Annotated in this window: 21 protein-coding genes and 1 tRNA gene; 11 read left to right on the plus strand and 11 right to left on the minus strand. The window is 68.7% G+C overall.

Annotation, left to right across the window (positions count from 1 at the left end; all coding sequences use genetic code 11):
• Positions 1-23 precede the first annotated feature (23 nt).
• Entirely contained in the window at positions 24-488 is a 465-nt protein-coding gene (locus ACFOWZ_RS35955; protein ID WP_382378400.1) for a Rieske (2Fe-2S) protein, read from the minus strand.
• A gap of 116 nt (positions 489-604) precedes the next feature.
• Here ACFOWZ_RS35955 and ACFOWZ_RS35960 point away from each other — a divergent pair, with 116 nt between their 5' ends.
• Positions 605-742 (plus strand): hypothetical protein, encoded by a 138-nt coding sequence (locus tag ACFOWZ_RS35960; RefSeq protein ID WP_382378401.1) that lies wholly within the window; start codon positions 605-607, stop codon positions 740-742.
• Between the two features lie 25 nt (positions 743-767).
• On the opposite strand, the gene ACFOWZ_RS35965 is transcribed toward ACFOWZ_RS35960, so the two are convergent.
• Positions 768-1,055, minus strand: a complete 288-nt coding sequence (locus tag ACFOWZ_RS35965) for a Rieske (2Fe-2S) protein (protein WP_382378402.1) — start codon at positions 1,053-1,055, stop codon at positions 768-770.
• A 123-nt stretch (positions 1,056-1,178) separates the two neighbouring features.
• A complete protein-coding gene (locus ACFOWZ_RS35970; protein WP_030470265.1) occupies positions 1,179-1,673 on the minus strand; it encodes a hypothetical protein in 495 nt (164 codons plus the stop codon).
• A 457-nt stretch (positions 1,674-2,130) separates the two neighbouring features.
• Here ACFOWZ_RS35970 and ACFOWZ_RS35975 point away from each other — a divergent pair, with 457 nt between their 5' ends.
• The 4 genes from ACFOWZ_RS35975 (at position 2,131) to ACFOWZ_RS35990 (ending at position 5,386) form a co-directional block, all read left to right on the plus strand.
• Entirely contained in the window at positions 2,131-3,489 is a 1,359-nt protein-coding gene (locus ACFOWZ_RS35975) for a helix-turn-helix domain-containing protein (protein ID WP_236704024.1), read from the plus strand.
• Positions 3,489-3,965 (plus strand): hypothetical protein, encoded by a 477-nt coding sequence (locus ACFOWZ_RS35980; protein WP_382378403.1) that lies wholly within the window; start codon positions 3,489-3,491, stop codon positions 3,963-3,965. The genes ACFOWZ_RS35975 and ACFOWZ_RS35980 overlap by 1 nt, the downstream gene beginning before the upstream one ends.
• A 102-nt stretch (positions 3,966-4,067) precedes the next feature.
• The gene (locus ACFOWZ_RS35985; protein WP_382378404.1) at positions 4,068-4,529 is read left to right on the plus strand and encodes a hypothetical protein; all 462 of its coding nucleotides are present in this window, start codon (positions 4,068-4,070) and stop codon (positions 4,527-4,529) included.
• Entirely contained in the window at positions 4,526-5,386 is an 861-nt protein-coding gene (locus ACFOWZ_RS35990; protein WP_382378405.1) for a hypothetical protein, read from the plus strand. Before ACFOWZ_RS35985 ends, ACFOWZ_RS35990 begins: the two co-directional genes overlap by 4 nt.
• A gap of 53 nt (positions 5,387-5,439) precedes the next feature.
• Here ACFOWZ_RS35990 and ACFOWZ_RS35995 read toward each other — a convergent pair whose 3' ends face one another.
• Positions 5,440-5,631, minus strand: a complete 192-nt coding sequence (locus ACFOWZ_RS35995; protein ID WP_382378406.1) for a S1 RNA-binding domain-containing protein — start codon at positions 5,629-5,631, stop codon at positions 5,440-5,442.
• 184 nt (positions 5,632-5,815) lie between these two features.
• Between ACFOWZ_RS35995 and ACFOWZ_RS36000 the strand changes: the two genes are divergently transcribed.
• Both ACFOWZ_RS36000 and ACFOWZ_RS36005 read left to right on the plus strand, forming a co-directional pair.
• A complete protein-coding gene (locus tag ACFOWZ_RS36000) occupies positions 5,816-6,778 on the plus strand; it encodes a helix-turn-helix transcriptional regulator (protein ID WP_382378407.1) in 963 nt (320 codons plus the stop codon).
• Positions 6,775-7,695, plus strand: a complete 921-nt coding sequence (locus tag ACFOWZ_RS36005) for a sigma-70 family RNA polymerase sigma factor (RefSeq protein ID WP_382378408.1) — start codon at positions 6,775-6,777, stop codon at positions 7,693-7,695. The genes ACFOWZ_RS36000 and ACFOWZ_RS36005 overlap by 4 nt, the downstream gene beginning before the upstream one ends.
• Here ACFOWZ_RS36005 and ACFOWZ_RS36010 read toward each other — a convergent pair.
• Positions 7,655-9,421 carry a LamG-like jellyroll fold domain-containing protein gene (locus tag ACFOWZ_RS36010; protein WP_382378409.1) on the minus strand — a complete coding sequence of 589 codons (1,767 nt, stop codon included), beginning with the start codon at positions 9,419-9,421 and terminating at the stop codon, positions 7,655-7,657. The two genes, ACFOWZ_RS36005 and ACFOWZ_RS36010, sit on opposite strands and share 41 nt — an antisense overlap.
• Before the next feature lie 217 nt (positions 9,422-9,638).
• Here ACFOWZ_RS36010 and ACFOWZ_RS36015 point away from each other — a divergent pair, with 217 nt between their 5' ends.
• Positions 9,639-10,358, plus strand: a complete 720-nt coding sequence (locus ACFOWZ_RS36015; RefSeq protein WP_382378410.1) for a sulfite exporter TauE/SafE family protein — start codon at positions 9,639-9,641, stop codon at positions 10,356-10,358.
• A 21-nt stretch (positions 10,359-10,379) separates the two neighbouring features.
• Here ACFOWZ_RS36015 and ACFOWZ_RS36020 read toward each other — a convergent pair whose 3' ends face one another.
• Positions 10,380-11,978, minus strand: coding sequence for an alpha/beta hydrolase (locus tag ACFOWZ_RS36020; protein ID WP_382378411.1), 1,599 nt, complete (start codon positions 11,976-11,978; stop codon positions 10,380-10,382).
• 128 nt (positions 11,979-12,106) lie between these two features.
• On the opposite strand from ACFOWZ_RS36020, the gene ACFOWZ_RS36025 reads away from it, so the two are divergent.
• A complete protein-coding gene (locus ACFOWZ_RS36025) occupies positions 12,107-12,676 on the plus strand; it encodes a class I SAM-dependent methyltransferase (protein ID WP_382378535.1) in 570 nt (189 codons plus the stop codon).
• Between the two features lie 84 nt (positions 12,677-12,760).
• On the opposite strand, the gene ACFOWZ_RS36030 is transcribed toward ACFOWZ_RS36025, so the two are convergent.
• From ACFOWZ_RS36030 to ACFOWZ_RS36040, 3 genes are all read right to left on the minus strand, one after another.
• A complete protein-coding gene (locus ACFOWZ_RS36030; protein ID WP_382378412.1) occupies positions 12,761-13,438 on the minus strand; it encodes a hypothetical protein in 678 nt (225 codons plus the stop codon).
• A 68-nt stretch (positions 13,439-13,506) separates the two neighbouring features.
• Entirely contained in the window at positions 13,507-15,147 is a 1,641-nt protein-coding gene (locus ACFOWZ_RS36035; protein WP_382378413.1) for an NPCBM/NEW2 domain-containing protein, read from the minus strand.
• A 20-nt stretch (positions 15,148-15,167) separates the two neighbouring features.
• Positions 15,168-17,438, minus strand: a complete 2,271-nt coding sequence (locus tag ACFOWZ_RS36040; protein WP_382378414.1) for a glycosyl hydrolase family 95 catalytic domain-containing protein — start codon at positions 17,436-17,438, stop codon at positions 15,168-15,170.
• A 239-nt stretch (positions 17,439-17,677) separates the two neighbouring features.
• On the opposite strand from ACFOWZ_RS36040, the gene ACFOWZ_RS36045 reads away from it, so the two are divergent.
• Positions 17,678-18,292 (plus strand): TetR/AcrR family transcriptional regulator, encoded by a 615-nt coding sequence (locus ACFOWZ_RS36045; protein WP_236703953.1) that lies wholly within the window; start codon positions 17,678-17,680, stop codon positions 18,290-18,292.
• Here the strand turns inward: ACFOWZ_RS36045 and ACFOWZ_RS36050 are convergent.
• Positions 18,289-18,510, minus strand: coding sequence for a DUF3618 domain-containing protein (locus ACFOWZ_RS36050; protein ID WP_030469566.1), 222 nt, complete (start codon positions 18,508-18,510; stop codon positions 18,289-18,291). The two genes, ACFOWZ_RS36045 and ACFOWZ_RS36050, sit on opposite strands and share 4 nt — an antisense overlap.
• 120 nt (positions 18,511-18,630) lie before the next feature.
• Here ACFOWZ_RS36050 and ACFOWZ_RS36055 point away from each other — a divergent pair.
• A tRNA-Leu gene (locus ACFOWZ_RS36055) sits at positions 18,631-18,704 on the plus strand.
• Between the two features lie 228 nt (positions 18,705-18,932).
• Here the strand turns inward: ACFOWZ_RS36055 and ACFOWZ_RS36060 are convergent.
• Positions 18,933-19,958, minus strand: a complete 1,026-nt coding sequence (locus ACFOWZ_RS36060; protein WP_382378415.1) for an ATP-binding protein — start codon at positions 19,956-19,958, stop codon at positions 18,933-18,935.
• Between the last annotated feature and the right edge of the window lie 26 nt (positions 19,959-19,984).

The following is a 19,984-nucleotide window of genomic DNA, read 5'->3' on the forward strand; positions in this document are numbered from 1 at the left end:
TGGTCTGACAAAAACAGAAAGGGTCAGGCCAGGACCACTTGGTCGCCCTGAACGCGCACCGCGACCGCACGCAGACCGGTCGTCGCCGGCCCCTTCTTCACCGAGCCGTCGGCGGGCGAGAACTGACTGCCGTGCGACTGGCACGTGATGGTGCCACCGGACGGCTCCGCGACCGTCGAACCCTGGTGCGTGCACGTCGCGTCGTAGGCCTTCACCTCGGTCGCGGAGATCCGCGCCACGACGATCTTCTTGCCGCCAGGGCCGTCGACCACGGCGCCGCCGCCTTCAGGCACGTCGGCCAGCGCGACGAGCGCGCCACCGGAGGACGCCGACGTCGGCGTGGAGCCGTTCTGCTTGGGGGTCGAACCTGAGCCGGTGCCCGAAGGAGCCGGCGAGCCGCACGCGGTCACGAGTCCACTCGGCACCGCGAGGGCGACCACGATTCCGCACAGCGCCGCCCGCCTGCTGACCGGGCTTTCGGTGTTCACGACCGTTCCTCCGTGGTGGTGGGTGTCCGGGTTCACACCACAGCATTACGCGAGGAGATCGCGCAGCGTTCAGCCAGAAGCCCGATGCACAGCAAATGCACAGGTAGATTTCGACCGTGCGCAAGGATCTTCTGGCCATCGCCGACGCGCTCCTCCCAGGCACACGGCTGGATGACGCCTATGCAGCGCCCGACGGCAACATCCGCGAGGTGCTCCTGATCCCCGGCAAGGCCGCAGCCCGGACGGCTTCGTGAAAGCGATCGTCTCCTGGCTGGAAGCTCAGGAGAGCAGCAGGTCCTGACCCGAAACCGAGATGGCGACCTGGGTCAGCCCCGACGTGGCGGGCCCCTTGCGCACAGCACCGGAGGACGGGTCGAAAGCGCTCCCGTGCAACGGGCAGGTGATGACACCACCGGCGGGAGGGTTGACCAACGAGCCCACGTGCGGGCAGGCCGGGTTGAACGCGCGGAATTCACCCGATTGAGGCTGCACGACCAGGAGCTGGGCGTTGCCGGGCATGTCCACCAGCACGCCACTGCCCACCGGCACCGAAGCAGCGGAGGTCACGCGGTCACCCGGCCGGGCGGTCCCCACGCCGCCCGTCTTGCGAGGAGCGGGCTCGCCACAGGCGCCCAAGGCGGCAGCGAGCCCACACAACAACAGCACTGAACGACGATCCACGAGCACCGATTATCGGCGCTGGTCCTCCGCGGCGGCCGTCCGGGCCAGTGCCAGCACGGCGGTGAACGGCGGGAACCAGTGCCGGGAGTGCGACGGCGGGTTCGCCCAGCGCAGCGATCCGTACCTGGTCATCGTGGGTGGGAGGGCGATCCGGTGCGGTGAGCGCACGAACTGGACCTCTGGCGGCGCCTTCAGGTGCGTCGGGAGCAACGCGACCAGTTCGGCGAGGAAGATCCAGTGTTCGCGGGGGCCGGGGATGACGGTGACCGGGCCGGCGAGCATGCGCGACTTGAGGTCGGCCAGCACGCGCGACCCGATTCGCGCGGGCATGGCCAGTGCTGTGGTGGCGGGGCCGAGGGGCAGGAACACGCCTTGCTCGGTGACCGTCACCTGCCAGCCGAGCAGCCGGTAACCGGCGACGGCCTCGCCGATCATCCGGTCGTGTCCCCTGTTCTGTGGGATCCCGGCACTACCGTGGCCGGTCTCCGCGGTCGTGAGACTCATCGGCGGTTGTCCTCCCCGTAGGTGGGTCAGGCACTGGTCGAACCACGGGGATCGACCCGCGACCCGACGATGTGCAGGGTGCGTCGCACTTCCCGCCAACACCACTCGCCCGGTGCATGAGCGTCATGCACCGGGCGTATGAAGCTCATCCGCCGCACGGAGGTACGAGCACTGCGACACGCGAATCCATTACGTCTTATGCATGAGATGGATGGACTGACGATCACGGCTCCGTACACTTGGTGAACGCTCAGTGACGGGGGCGAGGCCGATGGATACCGCGAGACCCAAATCCAGGCGCGCTTGCCCGTGTGGAGCGTTCATCGCCGCCGACAACACCGATCGCCTTTGTCACCGGTGCCGGCGCAACGCCCGTTCGGACGTCCACGGCCCCCCTGCCGTCCCGGACGACTTCTGGGACAACCCCGCGATCACGGCCGCCTTCGCGGACCGCGACATGGGTGCACTGATCTCCGCTTACCGGCACCACCCGCAGCACCTGAGCCGGGTCAGCCAGGACCGCATGGCGGGCTGGCTCGGCATCAGCCAGGCGCAGCTCTCGCGGTACGAGTCGGGCGAGAACCAGATCGACCGCCTCGACCGGCTGCGCCACTTCGCGCTCGTGCTCGGTGTACCGGGCGAACGACTGTGGTTCGACCGAGTCGTCATCCCAGCTCAGGCAGGCTCACTCGACACGAGCCCGCCAGACGTGCTCGCCGCCCCCTGGGAGGCGACGAGCATTGCCCGTTCGGTCGAGGAGACGGCGAGGAGCGACTTGGCGATCAGCAGACGAGCGGCGCTCACCGGAGCGGCCGCGGTGACGGTGGGATCCGCACTGGTCGAGCCGCTGCAGCGGTGGTTGCACCCGCTGCAGAACCTGTCGAAGTGGTCGTCGCACTCGGCGATCAGTGAGGAGGAGCTCGCAGCCCTGCAGCGCGTGGCCGACGGCCTGCGCGGCTGGGGCGGCAGGGGCGGCTACGGACTGGCGCGCAAGGCGGTGCTGGGGCAGCTCGACGAGCTGGCCGAACGCCTCCAGCGCGCGCCGGCGGGCCCGACGACAGAACGCGCGTTCTTCATCGGCGCGGAACTGTCCAAGGTGGCAGCGAGCATGTCGTTCGACGCCGGCCTGCACAACGCGGCCCAGCGCTACTACGTGCTGGCGGTCCGCATGGCCAAGGCAGGCCACAACGACGGCTTCGCGGCCCTCTGCCTGGCCGCCATGGCACGGCAGATGTTCGACCTGGGCCGCCCGGAGGACGGCCTGGAACTCGTCCAGCTCGGCCAGTACGGCACCCGCCGGACCGGCACGCCGACCCTGAAGGCCCTGCTGCTGACCCGCGAGGCCTGGGCCTACGCCCAGATGGGCAAGACCCGCGAGTTCCACCAGGCCGTGGGCATGGCGCAGGACAGCTTCGCCCAGCGCGAGGCGGACAGCGAACCGCGCTACCTGCACAGCTTCGACGAGGCGGAGCTCGAAGGCGTGATCGGGGCACGGTGCCGCGACCTCGCCAAACACGACCCGGCTCAGGCCGTGTTCGCCGAACAGCACATCCGGCGGGCCCTGGAACTGCGAGACCCGTCGAAGGTGCGCAACCGCGCTTTCGACGTGATCGGACTGGCGCGCACCAAGATGGTCGCGGGAGACCCGGAGGCAGCGTGCGGGTTGATCAACGAGGTTCTGCCGACAGCGGCGAAGCTCTCCTCGGGACGGGTGCTCCGCAAACTGGAGGACTTCGCCAAGGAAGCGGCTACGCACCGCCACATCCGCGCCGTTCAGGAGACACGCGACGCGATCAGAGCGATCCGGACGGCTTGATGCGGGTAGGCATCACCGGCCACAGCAACCTGGTCCCCGAGTGCGTTCCGGCCGTGCAGGCAGCCCTGACCGAGGTCCTCCAGGACCTCGATCGTCCCCTGGTCGGCGTCACGTGCCTGGCACCGGGCGCCGACCAGGTCTTCGCCAGAGCCGTCCTGGCTCTCGGCGGGCAGGTCGAGGTGGTCCTCCCGGCGCTGGACTACCGGGACCGCCTGAAACCGCACCAGGTGGCCGACTACGACGAACTGCGCGCCGCCGCCACGGTGGTCAGCGTCCTGCCGCACATGTCGAGCGGGCGCCAGGCCTACGTGGCGGCGAACGAACGCATGCTCGCCTCGGTGGAGATGCTGATCGCCGTGTGGGACGGCGTGCCGGCGCAGGGCAAGGGCGGCACGGCGGACGTGGTGGAGCAGGCGCGGGCGTCCGGCGTCCCGATCGAGGTGGTGTGGCCACCGGAGGCGCGCAGGAAGTCCTGACGCCGGGACCACTACTCCACCAGAGGGAAGTTCGTCGGCAACCGGACCAACTCGGCCCGCCGGTCTACCCCCGGCCCTCGACGTTGATCACGATTTCAGGGCATGGCAGCCGATCCGTTCGCTCGCCTGGCCGACCGCCAGCACGCACTGCGAACAGCCCTGCGAGCCCTCCAGGCCGCAGGCCCGGGCAGCCCTGACTTCCCCTCCTTGGTCGCGGAGACCGACAAGGAGGTCACCGCGGTGATGGAAGCGCGCAGGGACGTGGAAGCGGCCAGGCTGGCCACCCCGAACCGCGCCATCGCCGCCGCGACGACCACGGCGGCGCTGATCGTCGCCGTGGGCTGGTTCGACGCCTGGTCCCTGCTCTCCCTCCTCCTCGCCACCGCCACCGCGGCAGCGGTCCTCGTGGACCCCACGGGCCGCCACCTCTGGGAGCCGAGGGCCAGGACCACGGCCATCACGGCCGCCCTGACCGCCACCATCGCCACCCCGCTGGCACACGGCTGGGCAACAGCAATCACCGCCGCAGGCATCGCGTGGTGGGCCTGGAGGACGCTCAAATGATCAACATCGATCCGGTCAAGGCCCTGGACGACAAGGTCGAGCGCCTCAAGAAGGACCTCAAGTCCCTGACCGCCCGCATCGACAACACCCAGACCGACGCGGCCCAGCAACAGCTCAGCACCACCAACCAGCTGCGCGACACCAACCGCAAGCTCACCAAGACCAACGACCGCATCACCGAGCTCGCCGAGAGCGTGCACCGCCTCGAACGCCTCCTGGTGGCCCTCAACCGCAAGGTGCGGGCAGGCGAGACCCAGAAGGCGGACTTCGACGACTGGCCGGAGATCACCAAGGCCGAGATCGCCAAGATCCTCGCGGGCCAGGAAGCCTACGCCCGCAAGACGTTCACGCAGCAGGAAGCCAAGAACACCCGCAAGGCCATCGCCGAGTACGACAGGGCGGCCCACATCGCGATCGACGCCGCCGAAGCGCTCACCACCCTCCCGCCGAACGCGGAGTCGTTGTGGCGCAAGAAGTACGACCAGTGGCGAACGATCACGCAGCGAACCCGCCCCGAAGCACCGGACGACAACACGCACGCCAGTGACACCGTCGCCAAGTCAGCGGGCAACGAAGCGATAGCGCAGGCACGCCAAAAGATCCGCGCTCGCATCGAGGACGCGGTCACACGGGACCTGCTGTTCCCCGCGTGGTTCGAGAACATGCTCGGCCCGGCCGCGCCACCCGGCAAGGCGGACGATTGGCTTTACACCGCAACGGATGTCGTGTTGTACCGGCTGCTGCACGACGTGACGAGCCCAGCGGACGCACTGGGTTCACCACCTCAGGAACAAGGGCATCGCAGAACGCTCCACGACCGCTTGGTCGTGGAGTGCGCGGACTACCGCAGGCCGTAGGAACTCGAGCAGGTACACCGGACAGGGCGCCTCTGTCCGGTGTACTCAGGTGTCTACGCCAGCTCCAGGCTGAAACGCTGCTGCTCGGCGTCCACCGCGAGCACCTTCACCTGCACCGAGGACCCCACCTCGGCCTGGTGGCCGTGCAGAAGCCCGTGTGCACCAGCGGGGTGCTCGACGAACGAACCGAAGGGAACGGTCGAGACGACCTTCCCCGAAAAGACATCACCAACGTTGGGAAGCATTGCGCATCACCTCCTCTCCCGTGCGCACATCCCGAAGAACGGATGAACGCGGGGGCTGGAGGGGCCCTGATCAAGTCAGGGCCGGGCAACCGTTCCGCTCACGGCACAAGGCCGACCCGGCAGTCATACCCGCAACCCTAGCCAGCACAAGCCGGTGTCCGCAATGGAATCTAGAATCCGTCACATGCTGGAGACGTCCGCACGGCTGCTGAAACTGCTGTCCCTGTTGCAGGTGCGGCGCGACTGGACGGGCCCCGAGCTCGCGGACAGGCTCAGCGTCGACGTGCGCACGATTCGCCGCGACGTCGACAAGCTCCGCAGCCTCGGCTACCCCGTCACCTCGCTGCCCGGCGCGACCGGCGGCTACCAGCTCGGCGCCGGCGCGGAACTGCCGCCGTTGCTGCTCGACGACGACGAGGCCGTCGCCGTCGCGGTCGGGCTCAGGACCGCCGCCAACGGCACGATCGCGGGCATCGAGGAGACCTCGGTCCGCGCGCTCACGAAGCTCGAGCAGATCCTGCCGACGAGGCTGCGCAGGCGGGTGCAGGCGCTCCAGATGCACACGACTCCCCTCACGGCGGCGGGACCGACCGTCGACGCGGAGACGCTCACGATCATCGCGGCGGCCTGTCGCGACCACCAGCAGCTGCGGTTCACCTACGCCCCGACGCAGGGCGAGCCCTCCAAGCGCCTGGTCGAACCCCAGGGTCTCGTGCACACCGGGAGACGGTGGTACCTGGTGGCGTGGGACGTGTCCAAAGAGGACTGGCGGACGTTCAGGGTCGACCGCATCACCACCGAACCCACCCTCGCCGCCCGCTTCACGCCGCGCGAACCACCCGCGGAGAGCCTGGGCGACTTCGTGTCCCGGCAGGTCGCCTCCAACGTCTACACCTACCAGGCCGTGCTCACGATCCACGCCCCGCTCGAAGCCGTCGCGGAACGCACGTCGCCGGTGTCCGTCTCACTCGAACGGATCGACGACAACTCGTGTCTCATGCGCACGGGAGCCGACTCGCTCGACCGGATCGTGTTCCACCTGCTGTTCCTCGGCTTCGAGTTCGAGGTGCACGAACCGGCGCAGCTCGCCGAGCACGTCGCGACCCTCATCACCCGTCTGCAAAAAGCGATTACAGTGCAAGGGTGACAGTGGACTTCGCGACCGCCGCGGACCCGTTCAGACGGGAACTGCTCGCGCACTGCTACCGGATGCTCGGCTCGCTGCACGACGCCGAGGACCTGGTGCAGGAGACGTACCTGCGCGCGTGGAAGGCGTACGGGCAGTTCGAGGGCCGCTCGTCGGTGCGCACCTGGCTGTACCGGATCGCCACGAACGTCTGCCTCACCGCGCTCGAGGGCCGCACCAGGCGACCGCTGCCGTTCGGGCTCGGGACGCAGAGCGCGACCGAGCAGGACCCGCTGACCCAGGACCACGAGATCCCGTGGCTGGAGCCGTTCCCGACCGATCCCGCCGCCATCGTCACCGAACGCGAGTCCACCCGCCTGGCGTTCGTCGCGGCGCTCCAGCACCTGCCGCCGAGGCAACGCGCGGTGCTGATCCTGCGCGACGTCCTCAGGATGAGCGCCGCCGAGACCGCCGACGAGCTGGAGATGACGGTCGCGGCCGTCAACAGCGCCCTGCAACGGGCCCACGCGCAGCTCAAGGACCTCTCCGAGGACGAGGTCACCGAACCCGCGGACGCCAAGCCGTTGCTCGACCGGTGGGTGAAAGCCTTCGAGGCCAAGGACATCCCGGCGATCATCGGAATGTTCGCCGAGGACGTCGTCTGGGAGATGCCGCCGTTCCCGCAGTGGTACCGCGGTCCGGACGCGGTCGCGTGGCACCTCGCGAACCAGTGCCCGGCCGTGCCGCACGGCGCCAGGATGATCGCCACCGAGGCGAACGGCCAGCCCGCGTACGGCCTGTACCTGCGCGAGGAGGACGGCGTGTTCCGGCCGTTCAACCTCCAGGTGCTGGACCTGAAGGACGACCGGATCACGCACGTCCTGTCGTTCTTCGACCTCAGTCTGTTCCCGAAGTTCGGGCTGCCCGGGACCGCATGAACTCGGAGCGGTCGAGCGGCCGGTTCACGACCCGCACGTCGCCGATCCAGCCGTACAACGACTTCTCGACGACCTTGTTGTACGCGTAGGCACCGACGAGCCACGGACCGCTGGCCGCCGAGATGCCGCGCGCGGGCGTGGACGGGTTGCGCAGCAAGGGAGATCCGTCGACGTACAGCGTCGTGTGCACGCCGTCGTTGACCACCGCGACGTGCCACCACGTCTCGTAGGGCATCTCGTGCCCCCAGTTGGTCGAGATTCCCGCCTGGTTGCGCGGGAACACGGCCCACTGCAACCCGCCGCCGCCCGCGAGGTTCAGCGTGGCGATCGGCTCGCTCGGGTCGTCACCGGTCCTGCCGGCCGCGGAGCCGGGCGCGAGCTTGGTGAACAGGCCGCACCACGGGTGGTCGAAGTCCTTGGGCAGCTTGTGGAACAGCTCGATGGTGTACCCGCGCTCGAACGTCTCCCGGTTGATCGGCGCACCTTCCACAGTGGACAGGTAGCCGTTCTTGCCGAAGTACAGCGAACGGTGTGACGGCGCGAACCGGTGGTGGTCATCCGAAGCCGTCAGCGTGCCGGTTTGGGTGAGATCGTTGCCGTTGCCCGACAGGTCCTTCAGGCCCTCGCCGAGCCGCCAGTACGCGACCGTGCCGCGCACCAGCACGTCCCGCACGGGCTGAGCTGCGGGCAGCACCGGCGGGTCGAACCGGGCGAACCGCTGCTCGAAGTCGATCGGCACGCTGAACCGGTCGGCAGGTCCGGTCAGCTCGATCTCCTTGCGCTCCAACGGGTTGAGCGTCTTCTTTCCGAGCAGCCACGGCGAGAGCGTGCGCACGTCGATGGTCTTGCGGTCCAGGTCGAAGTGGTACAGCCGGATCATCGCGCCGCCGCCGTAGTAGCGGTCCTGGTAGTTCGTGATGTGCACGTGCACGTCGTTGCCGGACGCGTTCCGGAACGTCGCCCGCGCCGGCGGCCAGAAGTGTCCGTTGAGCGACAGGAAGATCTGGTCGTTGTCCTTGATCAGCTCGTCCCACAGCTTGCGGCCGTAGTCGGACATCACCGCGACGCCGTCACCCCCGTCCTGGACCACCTCGTGCGTGGTGAGGACGACCGGCAGCTTCGGGTGCTGCTTCAGCACGTTCCGCGCCCACTCGAAACCCTTGGCGGACATGCGCCAGTCCAGCGCGAGGACCAGCCATTCCTTCCCGGCCGCGCGGAACACGTGACAGCTGTTGTAGCCGTCCGCGCTCGCACCGCGGAACGTCGGCGAGTGCCGGAACCGCTGCGGCCCGAACGCGTCCAGGTACGGCGTGCGGCCGCGCTGGTCGTCGGTGCGCGAGTCCGGCAGGTCGTGGTTGCCCGCGAGCACGCTGTACCCGACGCGACGCCGGTCGAGCACCTCGAACCGCGCGCTGATGTCGTCGATCTCGCTCTTGCGGCCGTTCTCGACGAGGTCGCCGAGGTGGCTGACGAAGACGATGTTCTCGGACTTCTGGTGGTCGACCAGGTACTGCAAGGTCGCCTTCATCGGCGCCGAGTCACCGCGGTCGAGGTCGAACATGTACTGCGTGTCCGGGATCACCGCGAGCGTGAACCGCCGCGACTCGGGGTCGGGCCGGCCGCCGCCGACAACGATGTCAGCGGCTGCGGAACCGGGCGTGACCAGGGCGGCAGCGGCGGCGGTCGCACCGGTGCCGAGCAGGAAGGAGCGGCGGGACGCGGTCATGGCGCGGAGCGTAGGTGCGCTGGGCCAACGCCAGGCGAACGCAAGGCGAAGCCTCTGCCGCAAGTGCACGCGGGGAGCTTTCGTTCGCTACGACGACACGCAAGGGCCCCGCGTGCGGCCCAGCAAGGAGGCGTGCGTGCTTTTGAGGAACGCGGGGGCCCTGCGTTTCCTCCAGGGAAACGCGGGGCCCCCGCGTGACTCGATAGCATGGCTAACTATGTCCTGGGGGTTGCTGGCGGTGGCGGGTGTGGTGGTTGCGGCGGGAGGGCTGCTGCAGGGGTTGATCGGGTTCGGACTGGCGCTGGTGGCGGTGCCGCTGCTCGCGTTGCTCGACCCGGCGCTCGTGCCGGTTCCGGTGCTGGTCATCGCCAGCGCGCACGCGATGATGTCGCTGGCCAGGGAGTTCACCCACGTCGACTGGCGCGGCGTGGGCTGGGCGATGCTGGGGCGCCTGCCGGGCACGATCGTCGGCATCTGGATCGTCGACTCGCTCGACCCGAAGAGTTTCGGCGTCGTGGTCGGCGCCGCGGTCCTCGTGTGCGTGCTGCTCTCGCTGATCTCGTGGCGGCCGCAACCGACGCCGGGGTCGCTGGTCACCGCGGGCGTGGCGAGCGGGTCGTTCGGCACGGCCACGTCGATCGGCGGGCCGATGGTCGCGCTGCTCTACCAGAACCAGGCGGGGCCGCAGGTCAGGGCGACGCTGGCGGCGTTCTTCACGCTCGGCTCCGTCACCTCGATCATCGGGCTGACGAGCACGGGGAACGTCACCGTGCACCAGTTGTGGAGCGGGGTGCTGCTGATCCCGTTCCTGGTGGCCGGGTTCCTGCTGTCCGGGCCGCTGCGCAAGCGGTTCGACGCCAAGGGGATCCGCACGCCGACGTTGATCGTCTCGGGGGTGAGCGCCGTGGTGCTGATCGTGCGGAGCGCACTCCTGTAGAGAGCGCGCTCCGCGACCAGATCAGGCGAACGGCTGCACGTTCGGCTGGAACACCTGGCCCTCAGCCGGAGCGACCAGATCCACCAGGTACTTCGCCACGACGGCGTCCGCGCCGGCCGAGCGGCCCAGGATGCAGTGGCCGAACGAGTCGACGCTGATCAGGCGCGCGTTGCCGAGCTGCTTGGCCATGCGCTGCGAGAACAGGTACTGCGTCGCGGGGTCGTAGTAGTTGCCCACCACGACGACCGGGTTCGCGGTCTTGCGGTTCCACGGCCCGATCCAGCGGTCCGGGTTGCGGGTCGGCCACGTCGGGCACGCCAGCAGGTCCGAGGCGGCCTGGTAGCGGCCGAACGTCGGCGACTCCTTCTCCCACTTGGTCGCCGTCTGCTCCCAGAAGCGGTTGGTGCGGGCGAACGGCTTGTCCGTGCAGTTGACCGCGAAGTACGAGTCGTCAGCGGTGTACGGGGTGTCGGCCAGCGGGTCGACGTCCATGCGGCCACCGCCGTTGTTCAACGGCGCCGGAAGGTCCACAACGGACTGAACGCTGAAGGCGGCAGCGGTCGGGTTCAGCGCGGCGTGCACGCTCTGCAGCCACGGCACCAGGGTGTTGATGCGCGCCACCGTGTACAGGTCACCGGCCACGCGGCCGATCACGTCGGCCAGCGTCACCTTGGTGCCGTTCGGCAACGTGACCGGGCCCTTGGCCAGGGCCTTCTTCATGTCCTCGAACTTCTGGCGGGCGTTGCCGGCGAACGCGCACTTCGCCGGACCCGCGCTGTCGCAGCGCTTCAGCATCGCGTCCAGCGCGATCTCGAAGCCCTGGGTGCGCTGACGGTCGTACTCCGCACCGTTGGTCAGGCGCAGCCGCGGGTCGACGTTGCCGTCGATCACGATCGCGCGCGACTTCTGCGGGAAGATGTTCACGTACGTCGAGCCGATCAGCGTGCCGTACGAGAAGCCGACGAAGTTCAGCTGCTTGTCGCCGACGGCCTCACGCATCATGTCGAGATCGCGCACGACGGCCTCTGTCGACATGAAGTTCAGCAGCGGACCGGCGTTGATCTTGCAGTAGTCCGTGTAGGCCTTGGCCGAACGGATGGTGTTGCCGATCTCCTCCTTGGTGATGGGCAGGCTGGACCAGCCCGCGTTCACCGCGTCGGACTCCTCCTGCGTGCGGAAGCAGCGCAGCGGCGCGCTGCGGGCCACACCGCGCGGGTCGAAGCCGATGACGTCGAACCGGTCGAGCACCGACGCCCCGAAGTAGTTCTTCGACACGGCGCCGCGCAGCAGGCCGGAACCACCGGGACCACCGGGGTTGAGGAAGATCGAGCCGATCTTGCGCGACGGGTCGTTCGCCGGGCGCTTCATCATCGCGATGCCGGTCTTCTCACCGCGCGGCCGCGAGTGGTCGATCGGCACTTCCTGGACGGCACACGTGAGCCGCGCACGCTCCTCGGGCGTGACGCTGGCGGGAAGACCGGCGAGAACGTCTGCCGCGCACTGCCCCCAGGCAGCGGGCTTGACGGAGGAGGACTCCGTCTGGGCTGATGCCGTGCCCAGGCCGGAAACAACGGTGCCGAGCACGAGCGCACTCACGAGCGCCGCGCGCTTGACACGCACAGATGCAGAAGATGACTTCACGGATGCACCCCACCACCGACGGTGCATCGTTTGTACCCGCCTATCGTCGGGTTGTTGGCCGTGGGTGGCGGCACTTGGCGTCTGCAAGTACCACCAACAGCGAGTTGGTGGTACTTGCAGACGCCATCAGCCCAAGGCGGATCCTGGAGATCGGCCCGGGCACCGGCCAGGCCACGCTGCCGCTGACTCACCTCGGCGACATGACGGCGGTGGAGCTCAGCCCGGAACTGGCCGCCGTCGCCCGTTCGCACGCACCCGCGGCGCAGGTGGTCGTCGCAGACTTCGACGAGTGGCCGCTGCCCGCCGAACGGTTCGACCTCGTGGTGTCCGCGACGGCGTTCCACTGGCTCGACCCTGCCACCCGGATGGCCCGGTGCGCCGCGGCACTGCGGCCCGGTGGCGCGCTGGCCGTGATCTCCACCCACCACGTCGCCGGTGGCACCGAACAGTTCTTCGTGGACGTTCAGGAGATCTACGAGCGCTGGGACCCGGCCACTCCGCCCGGCCTGAGGCTCTCCCCCACTGCCGAGATCCCGCGCGAGTTCGACGAGAGCGACCTCTTCGGCGAACCGGACTTCACCGGTACGAGTGGGAGCAGGCCTACGACACCGAGGCGTACGCGGACCTGCTCCTCACGTACTCGAACCACATCGCGCTGCCGGCCCGCGACCAGCTGATCGCGGACATCCGACAGCTCGTCGACACGCGATACGGCGGCCGGGTCACCAAGGGGTACATGACCCAGCTCGCCGTCGCTCGCGTCAGGACTTCCGGGTCCGCCGCGCCATGAGAACGGTCGCGCCGCCCGCACCGAGCAGGGCGAGACCACCGAGGCCGAGCGGCAGCACGTCGAAGCCGGTGAACGCCAGCTCGTCAGCGGAGGCCGCCTGCGCCTCAGGCGCCTGAGGTGCGCCTCCACCAGGTGGCGGCGGAACCTCGGTCCTGGTCGACGGAGGGTTCTTCGGCGGGGTGCTGGGCGGGGTCGACGGCGGCGTGGTCGGCGGCGTCGTCTCACCGGGCTTGCACCCCGTGTGCGCCGGGTTCGAGCGGCCGATGCCGTGGTTGGCGTCGCACTCGTAGCCCTTGTTCGCGTCCGAGCCGCCCGGCATCTGGCCCTGCGGGTTCTTGTTGTCCGCCTTGCCCACGCAGCCCGCGCACGGCTTGCCGACGGCCTCACCGCCGCCGTTGCCGTTCAGCGACGGCGACCCGTCGCGCGTCGAGTCGTACGGGCCGCTGACGTTCGCCCCGTTGCCGCTGAAGTCCGCGTTGGACGGTGGCTGCGGCACGGAAGTGTCCTGGGTGGACTGCGCCGGTGGGACCTGTGGGTTGTTCGTTATCCCGTTCCCCTTGCCGTTGCCGGGATCGGCGAGCCCCAGACCGGGGGCCAGCACCAACGCGGCGGCTGCGGCGAGGGCAGGAAGGAGCCGGGTTGCTTTCATGCCCGAGATATAGGACGGCCTGTGAGCTGCGTTACACCGCTTACCCACAGACCGCCTCGAAAAACGCGTCACGAACAGGTGATCCGCGGAGACGCCCAGTCACCGTGGTCGGAATTGATGCCGTCACCGGCGTCGGTGATGACCAACCGCAGGTTCTCGGCTCCGCTCAGTGACGCGGTCAGCTTCTTCGCGGGATCGGTTCCGGTCAGCCGTCCGGAATCCGCGACCTTCGTCTCGTCCGCGAACACCTGGAAGACCACCGATCCTCTGCCCGCGGCCACCTCGTCGTCGACGCCGGTGTCCACAGTGAACGAGGAGCACTTCCTGCCGAGGTAGAACTCGATGGTCGAGGCCGCGTGCGCGCCGAAACCCTTCTGGTGCGTGGTGCCGTTGATCGTCAGGGTCTTGCCGTCACCCGCCGCCTGGCTGCCGACGGATTTGTCGATCTCGACGGGTCCCCAGCCGTTCGTGGACGACGTGGCCTCGAACGCGGACAGGTCGGTCGTGCCGGCGGGCGGGGTCGGCCGCGGGCCACCGTCCCCCTTGGACACCCGGTAGATCACGGTCGCGAGCGACGGGACGGACGCCGAGATCGCGCCGGTCGTGGTGCGCGTGGACTTGGTCCACAGGTCCTTCAGCGTGGCCGGTCCGGACATGCCGATCTCCGAGAGCGAGGTCGAGATCGTCTGCGTGGAGCCGGACTTGTTGAACAGCGCCACGGCCTTGTCACCGTTCGCCAGCGGCTTCACGATCACGTCGACGCCGGTCTTGCCGGTGGTCCTGATGCGCTTGCCCTGCTTGCCGAGCTTGTCCTGGTCGATCGCGATGACGTCTTTGTTCTCCAGGATCGTGAACGTGTCCTGGCTGACCTTGCGCAGGTCGGAGCCGATCAGCAGCGGTGCGGCCATGATCGCCCACAGCGAGAAGTGGCTGCGGTACTGGGTCGCGGACATCTTGCCGTTGCCGACCTCGAGCATGTCGGGGTCGTTCCAGTGACCAGGACCGGCGTAGGCGTCCAGGACGACGTTCTTCTCGTAGATGTCCATCGTGCGCGGCCACGTGTCGTTGATGTCACCGGTGGTGCGCCAGAGGTGCCCGGTGTCGGAAGCCCACTCCCACGGCTTGTTCTGGCCCCACTCGCACAACGAGAAGACGATCGGACGGCCGGTCTTCTTCAACGCGTCGCGCATCTTGCGGTAGCGCTGCTTGGCGTCGACGCCCTGGTTGTTGCAGTTGTCGTACTTCAGGTAGTCGACACCCCACGACGCGAACTGCTGGGCGTCGGACTCCTCGTGGTCCAGGCCGCCGGGAAAACCGTTGTCCTTGTTGCAGGTCTTGGTGCCGGCGCTGGTGTAGATGCCGAACTTCAGGCCCTTGGAGTGCACGTAGTCCGCGACGGCCTTGATGCCGTTCGGGAATCTGGTCTTGTTGGGGACGAGTTTGCCGTTGGCGTCACGGGACTTCTCGGCCCAGCAGTCGTCGATGTTGACGTACTCGTAGCCCGCGTCCTTGAGTCCGCGGTTCACGAAGATGTCGGCGATGCCCTTGACCATCGCCTCGTTGAAGTCGGCACGGCAGTGGGTGGCGTTCCAGTTGTTGAAGCCCATCGGTGGAGTGAGGGCCAGGCCGTCCGGTAACGCCTGTGCGGCAGGCACGACCAGGACAGAACTGACCACTGTGGACAGCACGGCCAGAGCGAGGGTGCGCATGGGGCTCTCCTTTCCGAACATCACGCGGGAAGACCCCACGGCTTGCCGGGGGTCGTGATGGCGACCGGCCGGACGGCCAGGTCGGGGCGGCGGCCCCTGGGGTGCACCAGGACTTCCTGCCCGCGGCGCAACGGGATCTCCAGCGTCCCGTCGCCGCGGTCGTGGTACCGGACCGGGCTCACCACGGACACCGGGCCCGTGATGCCGTGCCGCAGCACCAGCGGCTCCCCCGCGCGGCTGCGGACGAGCACGAACTCGGTCTTGCCCTTCGTGCGCTTCGCCGTGACGGAGAAGCCGCCTTCACAGGAGTGGTCGGCGATCATCACGTCGGGCCACGCGGAGGGCACGGCGGGGAACACGCGCACGATGCCGCCCCAGCTCTGGCAGACGAAGTCGTGGATCGTCTGCGCGCCGGACAGCGGAGTCTCCACGACCGGTCCGGCCTCGGTGTACATGGTGTTCTCGAGGACCGGGTAGCGCTTGGTCGTGTCGAACATCTTCACGAAGTAGCCGTAGGCCTCGTCGCCGCGGAACATGCGTGCGGCGATCGAACCGGACCCGGAGTAGCTGTAGCCGCGGTGCGCGGGCTCCAGCGACATCCAGTGGTGCAACGACTTCTCGATCAACGCGCGGTTCTCCTGCTGCTCCCAGTTGACCGTCATCAGCGGGAACGTCGCGAGCAGGTGCGAGAAGTGCCGGTGCGAGTTCACGAACGGCACACCGGCGCCGATCATGAACCCGTTCTCGTCGACCGGGTACGGCGTGAGGTCCCTCAACACCTCCTGCCACTTCGGTTCCAGCGGATCGTTGATCTTCAGCAGCTTCGCGGAGTCGACCAGCGTCTGGCAGCCCCACCGGATGAGCTGCAGGTCGTAGTTGCAGTCGGGGGCGTCGCCGTACTCGGGCGAGGTGGTGACGTCGAGGTGGAGCTTGCCGTCGTTGCCCTTCTTGAGGAAGTGCAGGTAGTAGTTGATCGACCGGCGCAGCAGCGGGAACACGACGTCGGAAAGGATCTTGGGATCCATGCTGTGCCGGTACGACAGCCAGACGTTGTGCAGGGCCCACGTGAGGTTGCCGAGCTCCTTCACGCCGGTGCCGCCGCTGCCCGGCTCGTACAACGTGCCGATGTTGGACGTGGTGCGGTCGGTGCTGCGGCCGACGCCCGCCGAGTCGTGGCGGTACTGCTCCTTGACGTTGCGGACGAGCTGGTCCTGGTTGTCCTTCAGGGTGCTGGTGATCGAGTCGAGTTCCAGGTGGTTCGAGCCGTGGATCAGCCAGTACTCGAGCTGCACGTTGAGGTTCCACCAGGCCGCGGCCCACGGCGTCTTCTCGAGCCACGGGCCGGTCGTCGCCATGACCGGGCTGCCGGCGCGGGAGCCGGACGCGACCTTGTAGAGCTGGATCCAGTAGAACGACTGGAGCCGCTGGTCGCCGAACGACAGGAAGCTCTTCCGGTAGAAGGCGTTCCACCACTTCCGGTGTGACCTGGTCAGCTGCGCGCCCGCGGCCTCGCGCACGGCGGTGAGAACGATCTTGTCCGCTGCGGCCTCGGGATAGGTGTGCGCGACCGAGAGCAGCAGCAGCTGGGTGCGGCCGGTCGTGGTGAGCCGGAAAGCGGTTGCCGTCTGGCCGCCCGCGTTCAGGGCCTGCGTCACCAGCGTCTCCCGGCCGTCGGCTTTCGTCACGGGATCCGGGTTGAGCACGTACCCGTCGGGCAGCGGGTTGAAGTCCGCGCGGGGCGGGATCGCCTTGGACGGCACGAACTCCAGCACCGGCTTCTCCGTGCCCGACGCGGTGACCTGCACCGACAGCACCGAGCGGGTGGAGTGGACGTAGGCGGCGAACGAGATGACGCCCAAGGTCGTGGTCACGGTTCCACGCAGCTCCGCGTTCCACAGGTCGAGGCGCCAGTCGACGGCCGTGACGGTGCCGGCGGCGGTCAGCTTGAGGTTGCCGACAGGCAGTCTGCACACGCCGTACTGGCTACCGCCGGTCGTGCGGTGATCTTGGACGTCGGCGTGCTGCACGGTGAACCTGACGGTGCTGCCCTCGGCGTACACGACGCTGCCGAGCCGTCCGTCACCGAGGAACGGAGCCTGCCCGTACTGGGTCGGAGGCCTCTGCCAAACGAGATCCTGCGCCCCGACGAAATCTTTCCACGCGTCTTCCGACATGCCGTCGCACGCGAAGACATCCGATGGCCCGGCCTCTTTCCCGGTCGCCACACCCGTCTGGGCGAGCAGCACCGCCGCCGTCGTCCCGCCGATGAAACCCCGTCTGCCAAAGACCATTTCCCGCTCCCCGTCCGCGCATGACGACAACTCACGTCCTGCTGCGCGGCGGTGCAGCTTGGTCCAGACAACTGGGAAAGGTAGGAGTTCTGGACCACATCGCGCAAGACCCAACCAACCGCAACACGAAGCAACAACCGGGTGCTGCTCACCCTGCGATGTGGGTAAGACGCCTAGGATGTCCCGCCAAAGGGGCGGGGAGACGACGCACGAGCCGTGCCCTTGTACGAGGAGGTGGCATGGCCGTGTCGACAACGGCGTTCAACGAGGGCAGGGTCCCCCAGCGGGGCCGTCCTCGCGACGCCAGCAGGGACGACGCATTACGTCAGGCAGCGCTCGAGGTGATGGCCGAGGTCGGGTACCGGGCCCTCACCATGGACGCCGTGGCGGCCCGCGCGAGGGCGGGCAAAGCAACGATCTACCGGCGCTGGGAGTCGAAGCTCGATCTGGTGATCGACACGTGCACCCAGCTCGCCACGCAGAACCTCGCGGCACCGGACACCGGCTCACTGGCCGGCGACCTCCGCGAGTTCCTCTCGTCGTTCGCCGCGTTCCTCTCAGGACCGATCGGCAAGGCGGCTCAGGCACTGGTGGGCGAGCTGCCGCACGAGCCGGAGCTGGCGGCGGCGTTCCGCGAGACGTTCCTGATCTCGCAACGCGACGTGCTCCGCGGCATCCTCGACCGCGCCGCCGAACGGGGCGAGCTGCGCGCCGACGCCCCGCGCGGCATGGCCGTCGAGATCGCGGGCGCGGCGCTGATCTACCGCCTGATGCTCACCGGCGACCCGCTCGACGAGCCGTTCGTGGAGAAGGTCGTCGAGCAGGTCCTGTTGCCGTTGGTGCAGGTGTCCTAGCGGAAGAGCTTGCGGACCAGCGCGAAGCCGACCACTGCGCCGACCGCGATCAGCGTGTACTTCACCTTGGGCTGGCTCAGCACGTCGAGCACGGACGACTTGCCCTGCTCGACGAGCTTCTGCGGGTTCGCGCGCTCGCTGAGCTCGTCCAGGGTGGCGGCCAGCGCGGTGCGAGCCTGTTCGATCTCGCGCTGGATGGTGTCGGGATCGCGAGCCACATGTCCTCCTAGCAGCGGTTCTGCCCGCAACCGTAGTGGACGGCCAGGTGTTCGGCTTCGAGCGACCCACGTGCGCCCCGAGAGAGCGAGTACATGATGGGCCGATAGGCTTCCACGCGAGGGGTCGTAGCCCAATTGGCAGAGGCACTGGGTTTAGGTCCCAGCCAGTGGGGGTTCGAGTCCCCCCGACCTCACTCGCGACTGGGCGGAGTGTGCTCATGGAGACCATTCGCCCAGGTCGCTCGTCGTGTCTTGTGGGGGGCGAAGCCCCCACACCCCACCCGGCGGGCTGCGCCCCCGGACCCCCGAGCCGGGCTTGCGTTCAGCGGTCCAGCACCACGACCCGGTCCTTCCACTCAGCCATCCACGCCACGACCCGGCCCTCCCACTCAGCCATCCACGCCACGACCCGGCCCTTCCACTCAGCCGCTCCCCTGCTCGGCGAGCCGTTCGCGACCGTAGAGCCGCACGGACTCCAGCTGCTCGAAGCTTCCGCCGGACGTCGTCAGCAGCGACTTGGTCACCAACGCCGACAGCACGGCCAGCACCCGGTCCGCCGGCAGGTCGCAGGCCGCCACCGCGAGGTCGAGCCCGAAGCTCGGGAACGCCGAGAGGCACCGGAAGACGTGCTGCTCGTCGGCGCTGAGGCGGTCGTAGCTCCAGCCGATCGCGGCGCGCAGGCTCCGGTGGCGTTCGGCGGCGGTGCGGTTGCCGCGGTTGAGCAGCTCCAGGCGGTCGTCCAGGCGGGCCAGCAGCTCCGCGACCGGCAGCACCGTCACGAGCCTGGCGGCGAGCTCGATCGCCAGCGGCAGCCGGTCCAGGCGCAGGCACAGCGCGGCGAGCACGTCCGGGTCGTCCAGGCGCAGGCCGAGCTGGTTGGCGCGGGCGCGGTCGGCGAACAGGTCCACGGCGTGTTCCAGGGGCAACGGCTGGACCGTGAACAACACCTCGCCCGGCACCCGCAGCGGCTCCCGGCTCGTCGCGATCACCCGGACGCCGGGACAGCCGAGCAGCAACGGCTCCAGCAGCGCCGCACAGTCCGCGGTGACGTGCTCGCAGTTGTCCAGCACCAGAACCGCCGTCCGGCCCGTCAGCGCGCGCACCAGGGCGCTCAACGCGGGGATCACGCCGAGCGCCGTCGCGCACGCCTGGACGACATCCGATTCCGGCGAGAGCTCGACCCGCACCGCCCCTGTCGCGAACTCCTTGGCCAGCCTGCTCTTCCCCACGCCGGCGGGCCCGACGAGCGTGAGCACGCGGGCGTCGCGGAGATTGCCGAGACGGTCCAGCTCGTCGTCACGGCCGATGAAACTGTCCAGTGCCGTAACGGGTTCACTCGCGCGTTGCCGGTAAGCGCGCTGACGGCAGGCGTTCGAGCAGTACCGCACTTGTCTGCGTCTGGAGGTCGCGACGCCGCAGGTCGCACACGTCCCCACCTGGTCGGCCATCGCACGGATCGTAGTCAAACGATTAC

The organism is Lentzea rhizosphaerae (assembly GCF_042649515.1).
Classification (GTDB): domain Bacteria; phylum Actinomycetota; class Actinomycetes; order Mycobacteriales; family Pseudonocardiaceae; genus Lentzea; species Lentzea aerocolonigenes.